12 protein-coding genes are annotated in these 19259 nt (G+C 50.5%); 7 read left to right on the forward strand and 5 right to left on the reverse strand.

Annotated elements, in window-relative coordinates:
- Positions 1 to 88 precede the first annotated feature (88 nt).
- Both atoC and atoS read right to left on the reverse strand, forming a co-directional pair.
- Positions 89 to 1474 (reverse strand): acetoacetate metabolism transcriptional regulator AtoC, encoded by a 1386-nt coding sequence (gene atoC, locus KXD89_RS07455; protein WP_000125282.1) that lies wholly within the window; start codon positions 1472 to 1474, stop codon positions 89 to 91.
- Positions 1471 to 3297, reverse strand: coding sequence for a two-component system sensor histidine kinase AtoS (gene atoS / locus KXD89_RS07460; protein ID WP_000559125.1), 1827 nt, complete (start codon positions 3295 to 3297; stop codon positions 1471 to 1473). The genes atoC and atoS overlap by 4 nt, the downstream gene beginning before the upstream one ends.
- A 166-nt stretch (positions 3298 to 3463) precedes the next feature.
- On the opposite strand from atoS, the gene rcsC reads away from it, so the two are divergent.
- The gene (gene rcsC, locus KXD89_RS07465; RefSeq protein WP_000876011.1) at positions 3464 to 6313 is read left to right on the forward strand and encodes a two-component system sensor histidine kinase RcsC; all 2850 of its coding nucleotides are present in this window, start codon (positions 3464 to 3466) and stop codon (positions 6311 to 6313) included.
- A gap of 199 nt (positions 6314 to 6512) precedes the next feature.
- Here the strand turns inward: rcsC and rcsB are convergent, their stop codons facing one another.
- Together rcsB and rcsD are read right to left on the reverse strand one after the other, a co-directional pair.
- Entirely contained in the window at positions 6513 to 7163 is a 651-nt protein-coding gene (rcsB, locus tag KXD89_RS07470) for a response regulator transcription factor RcsB (RefSeq protein ID WP_001061917.1), read from the reverse strand.
- Positions 7164 to 7179: 16 nt separating this feature from the next.
- Positions 7180 to 9852 carry a phosphotransferase RcsD gene (rcsD, locus tag KXD89_RS07475; RefSeq protein ID WP_001249081.1) on the reverse strand — a complete coding sequence of 891 codons (2673 nt, stop codon included), beginning with the start codon at positions 9850 to 9852 and terminating at the stop codon, positions 7180 to 7182.
- Between the two features lie 738 nt (positions 9853 to 10590).
- Between rcsD and ompC the strand changes: the two genes are divergently transcribed.
- The 6 genes from ompC to mqo all read left to right on the forward strand — a co-directional run bounded on the left by ompC (position 10591) and on the right by mqo (position 18232).
- On the forward strand, positions 10591 to 11694 hold the full coding sequence (ompC, locus tag KXD89_RS07480; RefSeq protein WP_000865568.1) for a porin OmpC: 1104 nt from the start codon (positions 10591 to 10593) through the stop codon (positions 11692 to 11694).
- Between the two features lie 111 nt (positions 11695 to 11805).
- Complete coding sequence (gene apbE / locus KXD89_RS07485) at positions 11806 to 12861, forward strand: FAD:protein FMN transferase ApbE (protein WP_000406064.1); 1056 nt, start codon at positions 11806 to 11808, stop codon at positions 12859 to 12861.
- Positions 12862 to 12934: 73 nt separating this feature from the next.
- Complete coding sequence (gene ada / locus KXD89_RS07490; protein ID WP_000710375.1) at positions 12935 to 13999, forward strand: bifunctional DNA-binding transcriptional regulator/O6-methylguanine-DNA methyltransferase Ada; 1065 nt, start codon at positions 12935 to 12937, stop codon at positions 13997 to 13999.
- Positions 13999 to 14649 carry a DNA oxidative demethylase AlkB gene (gene alkB, locus KXD89_RS07495; RefSeq protein ID WP_000884971.1) on the forward strand — a complete coding sequence of 217 codons (651 nt, stop codon included), beginning with the start codon at positions 13999 to 14001 and terminating at the stop codon, positions 14647 to 14649. Before ada ends, alkB begins: the two co-directional genes overlap by 1 nt.
- 75 nt (positions 14650 to 14724) lie before the next feature.
- Positions 14725 to 16368 (forward strand): microcin J25 efflux ABC transporter YojI, encoded by a 1644-nt coding sequence (yojI, locus tag KXD89_RS07500; RefSeq protein ID WP_000422182.1) that lies wholly within the window; start codon positions 14725 to 14727, stop codon positions 16366 to 16368.
- A 217-nt stretch (positions 16369 to 16585) separates the two neighbouring features.
- Positions 16586 to 18232 (forward strand): malate dehydrogenase (quinone), encoded by a 1647-nt coding sequence (gene mqo, locus KXD89_RS07505; RefSeq protein WP_000758077.1) that lies wholly within the window; start codon positions 16586 to 16588, stop codon positions 18230 to 18232.
- Positions 18233 to 18720: 488 nt separating this feature from the next.
- Here mqo and eco read toward each other — a convergent pair whose 3' ends face one another.
- Entirely contained in the window at positions 18721 to 19209 is a 489-nt protein-coding gene (gene eco, locus KXD89_RS07510) for a serine protease inhibitor ecotin (protein WP_000849209.1), read from the reverse strand.
- Positions 19210 to 19259 lie beyond the last annotated feature (50 nt).

The following is a 19259-nucleotide window of genomic DNA, read 5'->3' on the forward strand; positions in this document are numbered from 1 at the left end:
GATAAATTGGATGGGGATTTATAAGGAGAATGAGCGGCTATGCAGAAAATTGCGCACTGTGCAAATTTCTGCATAGCAAGTTTTGGTGTTATACATCCGCCGGATCGATACCGTATTCCTGGAGTTTATACATCAATGCACGGCGACTGATGCCCAGCATTAAAGCAGTGCGGGTTCGGTTTCCTTCTTGTTGTTCCAGCACTTCCATAATGATGCGTTTTTCGACGCGTTTAATTTCCTCTTTTAAATTACGCTCACCGACAGGGGCTGTTTTTACCTCGCCAGCATTACAGACTGGCTGACGAATCTGTGGCGGAAGATCCTCAGAAAAAATGATCGGGCCTGAATTCATCACGACGGCGCGTTCAATAACGTTGGAAAGCTCTCGAATATTTCCCGGCCATGACCAGGCGGTAAGCAGTGACATTGCCATCGGATCGATGTCGATAATATCGCGCTGATTCTCACTACTGAATTTTTGCAAAAAGTGATTAGCTAACAGGGAAATATCTTCCCGGCGATCGCGCAGAGGCGGCAGTATTAAATGAATAACGTTAAGGCGATAAAAGAGATCTTCACGGAAGGTGCCTTCTTTTACCATTGCCTGCAAGTCGCGGTTGGTGGCAGCAATGATGCGGATATCAACTTTTATGGTCTGATGGCCGCCAATCCGTTCAAATTCCCGTTCCTGTAGAATGCGTAGTAATTTGGCTTGTAGTACCAGCGGCATTTCGCCAATTTCGTCGAGGAGCAGAGTACCTTCGTTGGCTCGTTCAAATAATCCCTGACGCAAGGTTTGTGCACCAGTAAATGCACCTTTTTCATGACCAAACAGTTCACTTTCGAGCAACGATTCCGGCAGCGCCGCGCAGTTGACTTTAATGAACGGCCCCTTTGCCCGCCGCGAATTGTAGTGAATCGCTCTGGCAATCAACTCTTTCCCGGTGCCGCTTTCACCGCTAATCAAGACGCTGGCCTGAGAAAGGGCAATTTTGGCGGTGTCTTTGCAGATGTCCATCATCGCCGGGCTGTTGGTGAGAATGTGCCCCCATTGCCAGCTGGTGCTCAGTGCCTGGTGCAGATGACGGATCTCTTTTTTCATTGACTGGAGTTGTAAAGCGCGCTGAACGATTAAATTCAACTCATCGAGATCAAACGGTTTAATAACATAGTCGAAGGCTCCGCAGCGTAGCGCTTCGACGGCGGTTTCCACTTCCGCATAGGCCGTCATCAGAATAACGGGTGTCCGGGTCTCATGGCTGCGCATCTCCTTTAGTGCCTTGATGCCGTCCATCTCTGGCATGCGGATATCCATCAACACCACATCAGGGTGAATATCGGCAAACAGGTGTAATGCTGTGCGTCCGTTGTTCGCACAATGTGTTTCGAATCCTTGTAGTGCAAAAGCGGTGCTCAGCATACGGCGAACATTATCTTCATCATCCACAATAAGGATGCGATTAATAGCAGTCATACAGTCTGATTTCCCTGCGGGTTGATCGGTAAAATAAGCGTGAAGGTTGCGCCGTAGCCCGGCAAACTGGCGACGCGAATATCACCCTGATGGGCATTAATGATGCGTTGACTTAACGCCAGACCAAGCCCGGTTCCTGAGGCTTTGGTGGTGAAAAAGGGATCGAAGATCTTTTTTTGCAGCGAGAGATCAATGCCACAGCCGTTGTCCTCTATCGAAATGGCCTGTTGTGAGTCGCTGTATTGCCAGGTTTGAATGCGAATTTTCCCTCGTGCGCTGATAGCCTGGACGGCATTGATCAGGATATTCAGTAGTACCTGTTTGAGCAGTTCACGATCGGCGTTAATCGGGCTTAATTCATTATCCAGTTCGCTTATGAAGTCGACCCGCGCTTGTACGCCGGCGGTTTGTACCAGTACCAGAGTTTCTTCAACCAATGCATTGAGGCTGACTTGTTGCCATTGACTGTGGCGTGGACGTGAAAATTCGAGCAATTGCTGAATAACTTTGTTAATTGAATCGATTTCTTTGAGTACTACGGACAGATATTCCTGATGTATTGGGTCACTGGTTTGTTGGCGCAAGATCTGTACATAACCACGAATAGCCGTTAACGGATTACGTACTTCATGCGCGACGCCAGCCATCAGCTCACCCAGTGTGGCGAGGCGTTCTGCTTGCGCCATGCGGCGCTGGGTTTCTTTGCGGGCAGTTAAATCAGAGAAAATCACCAAAGCACCTATCATTTCACCGTGCGTGTTATGAATACGACTGGTAGTGACACTGAGTTCAATGGTGCGGTCACGACCTGGAAAACTGATCTCCAGCGCCACATGTTCGGTGCCATGTTCCAGCGTATCCAGTACTGGACTGTAGAACTGAGTATTGTCGAACAACATGGAGTAAGGCTGCCCTACCAGTTCATGGCGTTGATAGCCAGTGATAACTTCTGCTGCTGGGTTCATGGTGGTTACATCACCCTGGCGGTCAATGGCAATGACGCCATCGGCAGCGTTTTCAATAATCAGATCGTTAAGTGTCCGCGTTTCACGCAGTGCCTGGGCGAGGTTATTAACACTCTGACTGATTTGCCCCATTTCACCGGGCAATTGTGGTAATCGAGTGGGAATATTTTGTGCCAGAGTCGAGAGGCCATCGGTGATGATATCAATATTGGCGCTCAGGCGACGGGAGAAAAGGACAATCAACAGCAGGCTTATCAGCAAACCAGCGGTGAGCACAATGATAATCCTCACATCCATTTTCCAGGCCTGGCGGCGAATATCTTCGGTTAATTCATTGGCCCAGATATAGCCGAGGATTTCACCATTACGCTCAATGGGGAGCATTGAATTCAAAATATCGCCGCGCACCTGCCTGCCTGAATAAACTAAAGGGGTATTTGTACGCATCACTTCGCGACCAGGGTGATCTGCGGCAATGGTAACGCCGACATTATTCTGATATAGCGCTGAAGGCGCGTAGGTGATTATCGCATCCAGCATTTTGTTGTAATAACCAGCACCGATGCCAGGGAAGGCGTGAGTGATATTTTCGGTAATGGGGGCAAGTTCTGCATTTAATGCGCGGATACGCTCCTCACGTGGTAAGTCGATGTAGAGATCATAGCGATCGCCTAGTGCCTGATTAAGCAGGTTGACCACGGCAGAAAGTTTTTTCTCTTTTTCAGATAAGACTGCTGAACGTCCTTCCGTTTCTACGATATAACCAATAGTAAGCGTTGGGACAATGACCATCAGGATTGCCATCAGGATCATTTGATTGCGTAAGCGGCGTGGATAAATCCACTTCATATAATGCATGCTGAAATCCACTAGTCTTGTCCGGTATATGACGATTATCAGAGGTTAAGGTGATGATTTCTCGGCGGTGTATCATATTCCAGAGAAGAGAGAACATTGCGGTAACACGCTTTTACCGCTACCTTAACCACACTCCATCGGTCACCTGAGGCGGAGCTTCGCCCCTTTGAAATACCTTGCTTCTTTTCGTACAACCCTGAAAGCCTCGCGCTACATGTTCAGAGCATTGGCGTTAGTGCTCTGGCTGTTGATTGCTTTTTCATCCGTTTTTTACATCGTTAATGCGTTACATCAGCGAGAATCGGAAATTCGTCAGGAATTTAATCTGAGTTCCGATCAGGCTCAGCGCTTTATTCAACGCACCTCTGATGTGATGAAAGAGCTGAAGTACATCGCCGAAAATCGCTTATCGGCAGAAAACGGTGTGCTTTCCCCGCGTGGACGAGAAACGCAGGCGGATGTGCCTGCGTTTGAACCGCTGTTTGCCGACTCCGATTGTTCCGCAATGAGTAACACCTGGCGAGGTTCTCTGGAGTCATTGGCGTGGTTTATGCGCTACTGGCGCGATAATTTTTCTGCGGCTTACGATCTAAACCGGGTATTTTTAATCGGCAGCGATAACCTCTGCATGGCCAATTTCGGTCTGCGTGATATGCCAGTGGAACGCGATACCGCGTTGAAAGCTTTGCATGAACGCATCAATAAATATCGAAATGCACCACAAGATGATAGCGGCAGTAACCTCTACTGGATCAGCGAAGGTCCGCGCCCTGGCGTCGGGTATTTTTACGCGTTGACGCCAGTTTATCTGGCGAACCGGTTGCAGGCGCTTTTGGGTGTCGAGCAGACCATCCGGATGGAGAACTTTTTCTTACCGGGTACGTTGCCGATGGGGGTTACCATTCTTGATGAAAATGGTCATACCCTGATTTCGCTTACCGGACCAGAAAGTAAAATTAAGGGCGATCCTCGCTGGATGCAGGAACGCTCCTGGTTTGGCTATACGGAAGGGTTCCGGGAGCTGGTGCTGAAGAAAAATCTGCCACCCTCATCGCTAAGCATCGTGTATTCGGTGCCGGTTGATAAGGTGCTGGAACGCATTCGCATGTTGATCCTTAACGCAATTTTGCTGAATGTGCTTGCCGGAGCTGCATTGTTTACTCTCGCACGGATGTACGAGCGACGTATTTTCATTCCGGCGGAAAGCGACGCCCTGCGACTGGAAGAACATGAGCAGTTCAATCGCAAGATTGTCGCCTCCGCGCCAGTGGGTATCTGCATTTTGCGTACCGCTGATGGCGTCAATATTTTAAGTAACGAACTGGCGCATACCTATCTCAATATGCTTACGCATGAGGACCGCCAACGACTGACGCAAATTATCTGTGGGCAGCAGGTCAATTTTGTTGATGTCCTGACCAGCAACAATACCAATCTGCAAATCAGCTTCGTCCATTCGCGCTATCGTAATGAAAACGTGGCCATTTGTGTGCTGGTGGATGTTTCTTCGCGCGTGAAGATGGAAGAGTCGTTGCAGGAGATGGCACAAGCAGCGGAACAGGCGAGCCAGTCAAAATCGATGTTCCTTGCCACCGTCAGTCATGAGCTGCGAACGCCGCTGTATGGCATTATCGGTAACCTGGATCTGTTGCAAACCAAAGAGTTACCGAAAGGCGTCGATCGGCTGGTGACGGCAATGAACAACTCTTCCAGCCTGTTGTTGAAAATTATCAGCGATATTCTCGATTTCTCGAAGATTGAATCGGAACAGTTGAAGATCGAACCGCGTGAGTTTTCACCGCGTGAAGTGATGAACCACATCACCGCCAACTATTTACCGCTGGTGGTACGCAAGCAGTTAGGCTTGTACTGCTTTATTGAACCGGATGTGCCAGTGGCCTTAAATGGCGACCCGATGCGTTTACAGCAGGTCATCTCCAACCTGTTGAGTAACGCCATAAAATTCACCGATACCGGCTGTATAGTTTTGCATGTTCGCGCGGATGGCGATTATCTCTCTATCCGTGTTCGCGATACCGGCGTGGGGATACCGGCGAAAGAAGTGGTGCGCTTGTTTGATCCCTTCTTCCAGGTCGGAACGGGCGTACAGCGTAATTTCCAGGGGACCGGTCTGGGTCTGGCGATTTGTGAAAAACTGATCAGCATGATGGACGGCGATATCTCGGTAGATTCAGAACCGGGAATGGGCAGCCAGTTTACCGTGCGTATTCCGTTGTACGGCGCTCAGTACCCGCAGAAAAAAGGCGTGGAAGGGTTGAGTGGTAAACGCTGCTGGCTGGCGGTCCGCAATGCGTCGCTCTGTCAGTTCCTGGAAACCAGTTTGCAGCGCAGCGGCATCGTCGTTACAACATACGAAGGGCAGGAACCGACTCCCGAAGATGTGTTGATCACTGACGAGGTAGTGAGTAAAAAATGGCAGGGCAGAGCGGTAGTGACCTTCTGTCGTCGCCATATTGGTATTCCGCTGGAGAAAGCGCCAGGGGAGTGGGTACACAGTGTGGCTGCTCCGCATGAGCTACCGGCATTGTTGGCGCGTATTTATTTGATCGAGATGGAGAGCGACGATCCTGCTAACGCTCTGCCGTCAACGGACAAAGCGGTCAGCGATAATGACGATATGATGATTCTGGTCGTGGATGATCATCCGATTAACCGGCGTTTGCTGGCAGATCAGTTGGGATCGTTGGGCTATCAATGTAAAACCGCGAATGATGGCGTCGATGCGCTTAATGTACTTAGCAAGAATCATATTGATATCGTGCTTAGCGACGTCAACATGCCAAATATGGATGGTTACCGCTTGACGCAACGCATTCGTCAGTTGGGACTGACGTTGCCGGTAATCGGAGTAACTGCTAATGCGTTGGCTGAAGAGAAGCAGCGGTGTCTGGAGTCCGGTATGGACAGCTGCCTGTCGAAGCCGGTAACGCTGGATGTGATAAAACAGACGCTGACGTTATATGCCGAGAGGGTCAGGAAATCGCGGGATTCGTAGGACGGATAAGGCGTTTACGCCGCATCCGGCATTCAGTGCAAATGCCAGATGCGACGCTGACGCGTCTTATCTGGCCTACTTTAATGTAATTTGTTGAAATAATGGGAATCGTAGGCCGGATAAGGCGTTTACGCCGCATCCGGCAATCGGTGCAAATGCCAGATAAGACACTAACGCGTCTTATCTGGCCTACAGGTGATTAGTCTTTATCTGCCGGACTTAAGGTCACTGAAGAGAGATAATTCAGCAGGGCGATATCGTTCTCGACACCCAGCTTCATCATCGCAGATTTCTTCTGGCTACTGATGGTTTTAATACTGCGGTTCAGCTTTTTAGCGATCTCGGTCACCAGGAAGCCTTCCGCAAACAGGCGCAGAACTTCACTCTCTTTTGGCGAGAGACGCTTGTCACCGTAACCACCAGCACTGATTTTTTCCAACAGGCGAGAAACGCTTTCCGGGGTAAATTTCTTCCCTTTCTGCAGCGCGGCGAGAGCTTTCGGCAGATCGGTCGGTGCACCTTGTTTCAGCACGATCCCTTCGATATCCAGATCCAATACCGCACTAAGAATCGCCGGGTTGTTGTTCATAGTCAGAACAATGATCGACAGGCTTGGGAAATGGCGCTTGATGTACTTGATTAAGGTAATGCCATCGCCGTACTTATCGCCAGGCATGGAGAGATCGGTAATCAACACATGCGCATCCAGTTTCGGCAGGTTGTTGATCAGTGCTGTAGAGTCTTCAAATTCGCCGACAACATTCACCCACTCAATTTGCTCAAGTGATTTGCGAATACCGAACAAGACTATCGGATGGTCATCGGCAATAATTACGTTCATATTGTTCATGTAATAGGCTACCTTGCTACAGCAAGCTCTTGACATAACTGTCAATGTCGCTGATGTATTTTTCTATTCCTGGAACATCCTTCTCACGAATCAGATGTTCCAGCGTTTCACATAACTGCTTGCCGGGTACCAGATTTAGCATGGCAAATACGCCTTTAAGACGATGAGCCGTTTGGGCTAACGCAGCAAAGTCACTGGTTGCTGCTTCAGTATACAGCCTCTTAACATCATCCGGTACTGTGTCTACAAAGAGCGCATAATAGCCGCTGGCATGGAGTTGCGCATTTTCATCTCCGCCCAGAGGCGATTCTGTCACCTCTTCCTGCGCCAGTTGCACTTCAATTAATTGTAAGACCGCTTCCTGCATAGCGTTGCTCATATTGAAGTTGACGCACAATTGACCAGGCCCAATTTCCCGTACGCCAGACTCATCATCGCTTAAAAGCAAGCCAGAGGCAGTAAGATTAGACGGATTATCCGTTAAAAAGATATCATAATCTTGACTAATTAATCTTTCATCGGGTGTGATACAGGTTGCACCCCAATTTTCTAACTGGCGAGTGACAATATTCCGAATTTCTGCCGAAGTAACATCCACCATTACGCAGACATCATCCAGTAAACGCTCTTCTTCCTCTTCAACTTCCGGGTCAGCTGCGAGCATTTTGATATGCACAGAGTAGCGTGTACCAAGCCCATCCCGCGTTTTGATGTTTAAATGACCGCCCAGTTTACGTGCCAGTTGATCGCTCAGCCAGAATGCCAGCGGGTCCGCCTTGCCATAGCGATCGTTTTGGGTCTGGTTGATAAACGGGAAGTGCAAATTATCCATTTCATGAATACTTACGCCTTCTCCCGTGTCCAGAATGCGGAACGTCAGGCGGTCTTCGGAGGACTCATCCTGATCAACCTCAAGGGTGATTTTTCCCAATTGCGTTGAGGTCACGGCATATTGCATCAGTAGCAGCAAAATACGTCGTAAGGCATCGCGATCGCCGCGGCGCATATCGTGTGCTTTCAGATGATTGTTAATCAGCAGTTGCAGACCTTTACGCTTGATGGCAGGCAACACTGAAGGCACAACTTCATCAATTAAATCCTGCACGGAGAACAGCACCGTCTCACTTTTCCAGCTATCATCCGCAAGCATGTTCGCTAACTGTATTTCATCAACCAGCCGCACCAGCACATCTGCCTGATTCGCCAGTTGTTTGCTTTCCGGGGCGTTGAGTTTAGCCGCGCTCTCCGCCAGGGACTGTGCGGGTTCTTTCAGCGCATCGCCAATGTTTTTCATAAAGATCATCCGCCCCTGCTGGTTTTTCTCATACAGACGCTGCGCCTGCTTGAGTTTCTTGTTTACCAGCACTTCGCGATCCTGATCGCGAATAATGAAAATTTGTGTGCGCGGCGCGACCTGGCTGCGGAACATGCGGATCTCATACAGCTCGTTATTGATCGTCGCCTGAATAATCCCCTGATGCTGTTCCGCCATGGTGGTGATGTTTTGCAGATTCAAATGCGGCAGCAAATGATCGGCAATTTTGTTACTTATGACAGTGCGGTTCGATTCCTGATCGTGAACCAGCAGGCCGAGCGGCAGCAGTGAGACTATCTCTTCATTGATTGCCCGTAAAATGCGCAATTCGTTATTGACCGCCGTGCTGGGGACGTTTTCTGTACTGCGGCTGGAGAAATGGCGGAATGTGGTATAGCCAAATAACGCCAGCGCCAGCAAACCGATGTTCAGCAGCAGTGGCAGCAGAATGTTTTGCAACGTATCCAGCAATAAGGTGCCATAAGGAACCTGCCAGACCAGGCGCATATCGGTAGAGTTGAGTGCCGAGGAGATTTCAATCTTCGTACTGTTAAAGTGGATACTGACGCTATCCGTCCCTTCTTTCTCATTATCATTGTTTCCCGTTGCCGTCGCGTCTGGCTCAAGGCGGAAACTGTCCAGCGGCATACCCGGTGGGATCAAATCATTAATCGGCAGATCAAAAGCCACGACCGTTGCCAGATGTCCTGGCTGGTTAAAGGTAGTACGCAATGTAAAGTAATGACCGTTCTGCCAGGCCAGGCGGCGCATGTTAGAAAAGCTTTCGCGTTCATCGAGGGCGTTGGCCTGTTGCAACATCTCTGCACGACGTGAATCAACAATGTCGCTGACGGTCGATTCTTTAAATCCGGAGGTGAGATCTTTAAGGGGTAGGGTTGAGATCAGCACCAGACTGTTATCCTGACCATTCAGGTAATACATCGACCACGGTACATTTTCTGCGCCCCACAATGTATCCAGATAAGTGGACATCCGCTGAGTCATCTCAAGCGTTGAGTTGTCGTGAGAGCCAAAGATTAACGCTTCCGTTTTGCGGCGTGGTTTCTCCAGATAGTAGACATCCTGTTTCAGGCGCGTCTCTTGTAAACCTTCGCCGGAGGAGGGGGAGGTCGTCGCGGCAATGTTGTCGTAGATCTGCCAGGTCACGTAACGCCAGTTATCGACGCGCTTTTGGATAGCATGGGTAATGTCGACAATCTGGTAACTTTTATCTTTCAGCCAGGCGTTAACGGCGCTTTGTACCATTACACCCATCGTCACCAGTAACACAATGATCAACAGTAAAAAGAAGCGGGTAATGCTCCCCGGTAGGAGTGAAAAGCGGGTCGTGGCCGTTGTCTCTTTCTGACGCATTCGTGTTTATGACCTGTTAAAACTTCGCGAAGTGATAGGGCAGTATAAAGGGTACAGTGTGAAATTCCAGACTCTTACCTGATTGATGATTCTCTATTCTCCCGTGATATTTATCATCCTGCATTGGGGGAAATAGATGTACAAGCGCCATTTTGCTGTACAAATAACCTACAAAAAGCCCAACAAAAATAATTGCAAATAAACAAAGATTGCTGGAAATTATGCGGATGTTAATTATTTGTGAAATAGTTAACAAGCGTTATAGTTTTTCTGTGGTAGCACAGAATAATGAAAAGTGTGTAAAGAAGGGTAAAAAAAACCGAATGCGAGGCATCCGGTTGAAATAGGGGTAAACAGACATTCAGAAATGAATGACGGTAATAAATAAAGTTAATGATGATAGCGGGAGTTATTCTAGTTGCGAGTGAAGGTTTTGTTTTGACATTCAGTGCTGTCAAATACTTAAGAATAAGTTATTGATTTTAACCTTGAATTATTATTGCTTGATGTTAGGTGCTTATTTCGCCATTCCGCAATAATCTTAAAAAGTTCCCTTGCATTTACATTTTGAAACATCTATAGCGATAAATGAAACATCTTAAAAGTTTTAGTATCATATTCGTGTTGGATTATTCTGCATTTTTGGGGAGAATGGACTTGCCGACTGATTAATGAGGGTTAATCAGTATGCAGTGGCATAAAAAAGCAAATAAAGGCATATAACAGAGGGTTAATAACATGAAAGTTAAAGTACTGTCCCTCCTGGTCCCAGCTCTGCTGGTAGCAGGCGCAGCAAACGCTGCTGAAGTTTACAACAAAGACGGCAACAAATTAGATCTGTACGGTAAAGTAGACGGCCTGCACTATTTCTCTGACAACAAAGATGTAGATGGCGACCAGACCTACATGCGTCTTGGCTTCAAAGGTGAAACTCAGGTTACTGACCAGCTGACCGGTTACGGCCAGTGGGAATATCAGATCCAGGGCAACAGCGCTGAAAACGAAAACAACTCCTGGACCCGTGTGGCATTCGCAGGTCTGAAATTCCAGGATGTGGGTTCTTTCGACTACGGTCGTAACTACGGCGTTGTTTATGACGTAACTTCCTGGACCGACGTACTGCCAGAATTCGGTGGTGACACCTACGGTTCTGACAACTTCATGCAGCAGCGTGGTAACGGCTTCGCGACCTACCGTAACACTGACTTCTTCGGTCTGGTTGACGGCCTGAACTTTGCTGTTCAGTACCAGGGTAAAAACGGCAACCCATCTGGTGAAGGCTTTACTAGTGGCGTAACTAACAACGGTCGTGACGCACTGCGTCAAAACGGCGACGGCGTCGGCGGTTCTATCACTTATGATTACGAAGGTTTCGGTATCGGTGGTGCGATCTCCAGCTCCAAACGTACTGATGCTCAGAACACCGCTGCTTACATCGGTAACGGCGACCGTGCTGAAACCTACACTGGTGGTCTGAAATACGACGCTAACAACATCTACCTGGCTGCTCAGTACACCCAGACCTACAACGCAACTCGCGTAGGTTCCCTGGGTTGGGCGAACAAAGCACAGAACTTCGAAGCTGTTGCTCAGTACCAGTTCGACTTCGGTCTGCGTCCGTCCCTGGCTTACCTGCAGTCTAAAGGTAAAAACCTGGGTCGTGGCTACGACGACGAAGATATCCTGAAATATGTTGATGTTGGTGCTACCTACTACTTCAACAAAAACATGTCCACCTACGTTGACTACAAAATCAACCTGCTGGACGACAACCAGTTCACTCGTGACGCTGGCATCAACACTGATAACATCGTAGCTCTGGGTCTGGTTTACCAGTTCTAATCTCGATTGATATCGAACAAAGGGCCTGCGGGCCCTTTTTTCATTGTTTTCAGCGTACAAACTCAGTTTTTTGGTGTACTCTTGCGACCGTTCGCATGAGGATAATCACGTATGGAAATAAGCTTTACCCGCGTGGCACTGCTGGCTGCCGCGCTCTTCTTTGTTGGTTGCGATCAAAAACCACAACCCGCCAAAACCCACGCTACTGAAGTTACCGTTCTTGAAGGCAAAACTATGGGTACCTTCTGGCGTGCCAGCATCCCGGGCATTGACGCCAAACGCAGCGCCGAACTTAAAGAAAAGATTCAGACCCAACTGGACGCCGACGATCAGCTGCTTTCGACCTATAAAAAAGATTCCGCGCTGATGCGCTTTAACGACTCGCAAAGTTTATCGCCGTGGCCGGTAAGTGAAGCGATGGCCGATATCGTCACCACCTCGCTGCGCATTGGCGCGAAGACCGATGGCGCGATGGATATAACCGTCGGGCCGCTGGTGAATCTGTGGGGCTTTGGCCCGGAACAACAGCCGGTTCAAATTCCGAGCCAGGAACAGATCGATGCGATGAAAGCCAAAACCGGCTTACAGCACCTGACGGTCATCAATCAGTCGCATCAGCAATATCTGCAAAAAGACCTGCCGGATTTATATGTCGATCTCTCCACCGTCGGCGAAGGCTATGCGGCCGATCATTTGGCACGCTTGATGGAGCAGGAAGGGATTTCCCGCTATCTGGTGTCGGTGGGCGGCGCGCTGAACAGCCGTGGTATGAACGGTGAAGGCCTGCCGTGGCGGGTAGCGATTCAAAAACCAACCGATAAAGAAAACGCGGTTCAGGCTGTGGTGGATATCAACGGTCATGGGATTAGCACCTCTGGCAGCTACCGTAACTATTACGAACTGGACGGCAAACGTCTTTCCCATGTTATCGATCCGCAAACCGGGCGTCCCATCGAACACAATCTGGTATCCGTGACGGTGATTGCTCCGACGGCGCTGGAAGCCGATGCCTGGGATACTGGCTTGATGGTACTCGGGCCGGAGAAAGCTAAAGAGGTTGTTCGCCGGGAAGGGCTGGCGGTTTATATGATCACCAAAGAAGGCGATAGCTTTAAAACCTGGATGTCACCACAGTTTAAAAGCTTCCTTGTCAGCGAAAAAAATTAAAGCGCAAGATTGTTGGTTTTTGCGTGATGGTGACCGGGCAGCCTAAAGGCTATCCTTAACCAGGGAGCTGATTATGAAAAAAGCCACATGCTTAACTGACGATCAACGCTGGCAATCTGTCTTAGCCCGCGACCCGAATGCCGACGGCGAATTCGTTTTCGCCGTGCGTACCACAGGCATCTTTTGCCGTCCGTCTTGCCGCGCCAGACATGCTTTGCGGGAAAACGTCTCCTTCTACGCAAATGCCAGCGAGGCACTCGCCGCTGGCTTTCGCCCCTGCAAACGTTGTCAGCCAGAAAAAGCCAATGCCCAGCAACATCGGTTGGATAAAATCACCCACGCGTGTCGACTGCTGGAACAGGAAACGCCTGTAACGCTGGAAGCCTTAGCCGACCAGGTGGCGATGAGTCCATTTCATCTACATCGGTTGTTTAAAGCGACTACCGGAATGACGCCTAAAGCCTGGCAACAGGCCTGGCGCGCTCGCCGTTTGCGCGAATCGCTGGCGAAAGGGGAGAGCGTGACGACGTCTATTCTTAACGCCGGATTCCCCGACAGCAGCAGTTACTATCGCAAAGCTGACGAAACGCTGGGCATGACGGCTAAACAATTCCGTCACGGTGGCGAAAATCTGGCGGTGCGTTACGCGCTGGCTGATTGTGAGCTGGGTCGTTGCCTGGTGGCAGAAAGCGAGCGGGGGATTTGCGCGATATTGCTGGGCGATGATGACGCGACACTAATCAGCGAGTTGCAGCAGATGTTTCCCGCTGCCGACAACGCGCCTGCCGATCTGATGTTTCAGCAACATGTGCGTGAAGTGATCGCCAGCCTCAATCAACGCGATACGCCGCTGACGTTACCGCTGGACATTCGCGGCACTGCTTTTCAGCAACAAGTCTGGCAGGCACTGCGCACGATACCTTGCGGTGAAACCGTCAGTTATCAGCAACTGGCTAACGCCATCGGCAAACCGAAAGCGGTACGGGCCGTTGCCAGCGCCTGTGCCGCCAACAAGCTGGCTATCATAATACCCTGTCATCGGGTGGTCCGTGGTGATGGCACACTTTCCGGTTACCGCTGGGGCGTGTCGCGTAAAGCGCAACTGCTGCGCCGCGAAGCTGAAAATGAGGAGAGGTAATGTTGGATCTGTTTGCCGATGCTGAACCGTGGCAAGAGCCACTGGCGGCTGGTGCGGTAATTTTACGGCGTTTTGCTTTTAACGCTGCGGAGCAACTGATCCGCGATATTAATGACGTTGCCAGCCAGTCGCCGTTTCGCCAGATGGTCACCCCCGGGGGATATACCATGTCGGTGGCGATGACCAACTGTGGGCATCTGGGCTGGACGACCCATCGGCAAGGTTATCTCTATTCGCCCATTGATCCGCAAACAAATAAACCGTGGCCCGCCATGCCACAGAGTTTTCATAATTTATGTCAACGTGCGGCTACGGCGGCGGGCTATCCAGATTTCCAGCCAGATGCTTGTCTTATCAACCGCTACGCTCCTGGCGCGAAACTGTCGCTGCATCAGGATAAAGACGAACCGGATCTGCGCGCGCCAATTGTTTCTGTTTCTCTGGGCTTACCCGCGATTTTTCAATTTGGCGGCCTGAAACGAAATGATCCGCTCAAACGTTTGTTGTTGGAACATGGCGATGTGGTGGTATGGGGCGGTGAATCGCGGCTGTTTTATCACGGTATTCAACCGTTGAAAGCGGGGTTTCATCCACTCACCATCGACTGCCGCTACAACCTGACATTCCGTCAGGCAGGTAAAAAAGAATAAAAATAAGAATTATTATTGCTGTGCGCGCGAAGATGTTTAAACTGCGGGCTGTAATTCATTGTCCGGGTTTTCTGCATGGAACTTCTTGTACTTGTCTGGCGGCAGTATCGCTGGCCATTTATCAGTGTGATGGCGCTAAGCCTCGCCAGTGCGGCATTAGGCATTGGCTTAATTGCTTTTATCAATCAGCGCCTTATCGAAACGGCGGATACCAGTCTGCTGGTGTTGCCGGAGTTTCTGGGATTATTGCTGCTGTTGATGGCAGTCACTCTCGGATCGCAACTGGCGCTCACCACTTTGGGGCATCACTTCGTTTACCGACTGCGTAGTGAATTTATCAAGCGGATTCTGGATACTCACGTCGAGCGCATTGAACAACTCGGTAGCGCCTCGTTGCTGGCGGGGTTAACCAGCGATGTGCGCAATATCACCATTGCTTTTGTGCGTCTGCCGGAACTGGTGCAGGGGATCATTCTCACTATCGGTTCAGCGGCGTATCTGTGGATGCTGTCGGGCAAAATGTTGCTGGTAACGGCTATCTGGATGGCGATCACCATCTGGGGCGGTTTTGTGCTGGTGGCGCGGGTGTACAAACATATGGCGACCCTGCGTGAAACCGAAGACAAGCTGTACACGGATTTTCAAACTGTACTTGAAGGGCGCAAAGAGCTGACTCTGAACCGGGAACGCGCCGAGTATGTGTTTAACAACCTCTACATTCCTGATGCGCAAGAGTATCGCCACCATATTATTCGCGCAGACACCTTCCATCTTAGTGCCGTGAACTGGTCAAACATCATGATGCTGGGCGCAATCGGCCTGGTGTTCTGGATGGCGAACAGCCTCGGTTGGGCTGATACCAACGTTGCCGCGACCTATTCGTTGACGCTTTTATTCCTGCGTACGCCGCTGCTTTCGGCGGTTGGCGCATTGCCGACGCTGCTGACGGCGCAGGTGGCGTTTAACAAGCTGAACAAATTCGCGCTCGCGCCTTTCAAAGCAGAGTTTCCGCGCCCGCAGGCGTTTCCCAACTGGCAAACGCTGGAGCTGCGTAACGTGACGTTTGCTTATCAGGATAACGCGTTTTCCGTTGGTCCGATTAATCTCACCATCAAACGTGGCGAGCTGCTGTTTCTGATTGGCGGCAACGGTAGCGGAAAATCGACGCTGGCGATGTTGTTGACGGGCTTGTATCAGCCACAAAGCGGCGAAATCTTGCTGGATGGCAAACCTGTCAGCGGCGAACAACCGGAAGATTATCGCAAACTGTTTTCGGCAGTGTTTACCGATGTCTGGCTGTTTGATCAACTGCTGGGGCCGGAGGGTAAACCCGCTAACCCGCAACTGGTTGAGAAGTGGCTGGCGCAGCTGAAAATGGCTCATAAGCTTGAGTTAAGCAACGGGCGTATTGTTAACCTGAAGTTATCAAAAGGGCAGAAAAAACGCGTGGCGCTGTTGCTGGCGCTGGCAGAAGAACGCGATATTATCCTGCTGGATGAATGGGCGGCGGATCAGGATCCACACTTCCGTCGTGAGTTTTATCAGGTGTTGCTGCCGCTGATGCAGGAGATGGGTAAAACTATTTTCGCTATCAGTCATGATGATCATTACTTTATCCACGCCGACCGCCTGCTGGAAATGCGCAATGGGCAACTTAGCGAGCTGACGGGCGAAGAGCGCGATGCCGCTTCGCGTGATGCCGTTGCCCGGACGGCATAATATTACGACGCTGACCTGGCGGACTGCTGCCGTCAGGTCAATATGCTAAAAATCCCTTCATTTCTAATAACCCTATAATTAATCAACGAAATTATAATGTTTCTAAAATTAGAATATAATTTATAAACATTATTTAAATGTTGTTACTTAAGTGTTACCGTTGATGCCGCGCAAATCTCACCTGCAATAAAGCGACTAAAAGTAAGGCATTAACAAGATGAAAAAAGTGACTGCCATGCTCTTCTCGATGGCCGTGGGGCTTAATGCCGTTTCGATGGCGGCAAAAGCGAAAGCGTCCGAGGAGCAGGAAACTGATGTACTGTTGATTGGCGGCGGCATTATGAGCGCCACGTTGGGGACCTATTTACGCGAGCTGGAGCCTGAATGGTCGATGACCATGGTGGAGCGCCTGGAGGGTGTCGCGCAGGAGAGTTCGAACGGCTGGAATAACGCCGGAACCGGGCATTCTGCACTGATGGAACTGAACTACACCCCGCAAAACGCCGATGGCAGCATCAGTATTGAAAAAGCAGTCGCCATTAACGAAGCATTTCAGATTTCCCGCCAGTTCTGGGCGCACCAGGTTGAGCGCGGCGTGCTGCGTACTCCGCGTTCATTTATCAATACCGTTCCGCATATGAGCTTTGTCTGGGGCGAGGATAACGTCAATTTCCTGCGCGCCCGTTACGCCGCGTTGCAACAAAGCTCGCTGTTTCGCGGTATGCGTTACTCTGAAGATCACGCGCAGATCAAAGAGTGGGCACCGTTAGTGATGGAAGGGCGCGATCCGCAACAGAAAGTGGCAGCCACGCGTACGGAAATTGGTACCGATGTGAACTACGGCGAGATCACCCGCCAGTTAATTGCTTCCTTGCAGAAGAAATCTAACTTCTCGCTGCAACTCAGCAGCGAAGTCCGCGCCCTAAAGCGTAATGACGATAACACCTGGACCGTTACCGTTGCCGATCTGAAAAATGGCACTGCACAGAACATTCGTGCCAAATTTGTCTTTATCGGCGCGGGCGGTGCGGCGCTGAAGCTGTTACAGGAATCGGGGATTCCGGAAGCGAAAGACTACGCCGGTTTCCCGGTGGGCGGACAGTTCCTTGTTTCGGAAAACCCGGACGTGGTTAATCACCATCTGGCGAAGGTTTACGGTAAAGCATCCGTTGGCGCACCACCGATGTCGGTTCCGCATATCGATACCCGCGTTCTGGACGGTAAACGCGTAGTGCTGTTTGGGCCATTTGCCACCTTCTCAACCAAATTCCTCAAAAACGGTTCATTGTGGGATCTAATGAGTTCCACCACCACCTCTAACGTGATGCCGATGATGCACGTCGGGCTGGATAATTTCGATCTGGTGAAATATCTGGTGAGTCAGGTGATGTTGAGTGAAGAGGATCGTTTTGAAGCGTTGAAAGAGTACTATCCGCAGGCGAAAAAAGAGGACTGGCGTTTGTGGCAAGCGGGGCAGCGCGTGCAGATTATCAAGCGTGATGCCGAGAAAGGTGGCGTACTGCGTCTGGGTACTGAAGTCGTCAGTGACCAGCAAGGAACCATTGCCGCGCTCCTGGGGGCATCGCCAGGGGCGTCAACCGCCGCGCCGATTATGTTGAATCTGCTGGAAAAAGTATTTGGCGATCGTGTTTCCAGCCCGCAATGGCAGGCTACGTTGAAAGCGATCGTTCCGTCTTATGGACGCAAGCTGAACGGTGATGTAGCGGCAACAGAACGCGAGTTGCAGTACACCAGCGAAGTGCTGGGGTTGAACTACGACAAGCCGCAGGCAGCAGATAGTACGCCGAAACCGCAGTTGAAACCGCAACCCGTTCAAAAAGAAGTGGCGGATATTGCGTTGTAATGATACGCCACATCCGGCATGGTATGCCGGATGTGGCGTATGCTGATAAGACGCGCCAGCGTCGCATCAGGCAACCGGCTCGGGCGTTAGATGTTGGATGCGGCGTAACCGCCTTATCCAACCTACGGGGTGGAGCACTTCACAGCGGTGTAGGCCTGATAAGACGCGCCAGCGTCGCATCAGGCAACCGGCTTGGGCGTTAGATGTCGGATGCGGCGTAACCGCCTTATCCGACCTACGGGGTGGAGCACTTCACAGCGGTGTAGGCCTGATAAGACGCGCCAGCGTCGCATCAGGCAACCGGCTCGGGCGTTGGATGTCGGATGCGGCGTGACCGCCTTGTCTGACCTACGGGGTGCCGCACTTCACAGCGGTGTAGGCCTGATAAGACGCGCCAGCGTCGCATCAGGCAACCGGCTCGGGCGTTGGATGTCGGATGCGGCGTGACCGCCTTGTCTGACCTACGGGGTGCCGCACTTCACGGCAGTTTAGCGAACTACCGCGTTGTCAATTTTCTCTTCCGCCTTCCAGACGCGGTACTTCACATCTACATTGTCTGGCGTATACACCACGATCGGCAGCTTGCTGTTGTAACGCAGCATTCCAGCATCGCCCAGATACGCGGTGACAAATTTCTTCTCTTTCTTGCCATCCGGGCAGGCCATCATCGTTGAAACCGGGGAACTGACTTTATCAAAGACATAATAATCATAGCCCCAGCCTTCCAGCGTTTTGTTTTCCAGCTTCCCGCCGAGACGATGCAAATTGCAATCGACTTCCAGCGTCTGACCGATTAACAGTTCTACTTTCAGGGTAGATTCATCTTCTTGCGGGGTTAACTGAATCACCTGACGCTTCATCCCTTTTTCAGCTTGTGGATAAGGCGCGATTTTTTCCAGTGGCTGGACGCTTTCTGCCGCCCAGGCGGAAGTGGTAGCGAAAGCGGCAAACAATACTGCAGGTAGAATGGTCTTCATTTTTTTGCTTTCCTTCTTCATTTATAGGTTTTCACCGATGATGTCGCTGA

Origin of the sequence: Escherichia sp. TC-EC600-tetX4 (assembly GCF_019356055.1) — a bacterium.
GTDB lineage: Bacteria > Pseudomonadota > Gammaproteobacteria > Enterobacterales > Enterobacteriaceae.

Coding starts and splice junctions, on each gene's coding strand:
- eco (WP_000849209.1), bottom strand. CDS start 19,209: ATGAAGACCATTCTACCTGCAGTATTGTTTGCCGCTTTCGCTACCACT.
- rcsB (WP_001061917.1), bottom strand. CDS start 7,163: ATGAACAATATGAACGTAATTATTGCCGATGACCATCCGATAGTCTTG.
- atoS (WP_000559125.1), bottom strand. CDS start 3,297: ATGCATTATATGAAGTGGATTTATCCACGCCGCTTACGCAATCAAATG.
- atoC (WP_000125282.1), bottom strand. CDS start 1,474: ATGACTGCTATTAATCGCATCCTTATTGTGGATGATGAAGATAATGTT.
- mqo (WP_000758077.1), top strand. CDS start 16,586: ATGAAAAAAGTGACTGCCATGCTCTTCTCGATGGCCGTGGGGCTTAAT.
- yojI (WP_000422182.1), top strand. CDS start 14,725: ATGGAACTTCTTGTACTTGTCTGGCGGCAGTATCGCTGGCCATTTATC.
- apbE (WP_000406064.1), top strand. CDS start 11,806: ATGGAAATAAGCTTTACCCGCGTGGCACTGCTGGCTGCCGCGCTCTTC.
- rcsD (WP_001249081.1), bottom strand. CDS start 9,852: ATGCGTCAGAAAGAGACAACGGCCACGACCCGCTTTTCACTCCTACCG.
- ada (WP_000710375.1), top strand. CDS start 12,935: ATGAAAAAAGCCACATGCTTAACTGACGATCAACGCTGGCAATCTGTC.
- alkB (WP_000884971.1), top strand. CDS start 13,999: ATGTTGGATCTGTTTGCCGATGCTGAACCGTGGCAAGAGCCACTGGCG.
- ompC (WP_000865568.1), top strand. CDS start 10,591: ATGAAAGTTAAAGTACTGTCCCTCCTGGTCCCAGCTCTGCTGGTAGCA.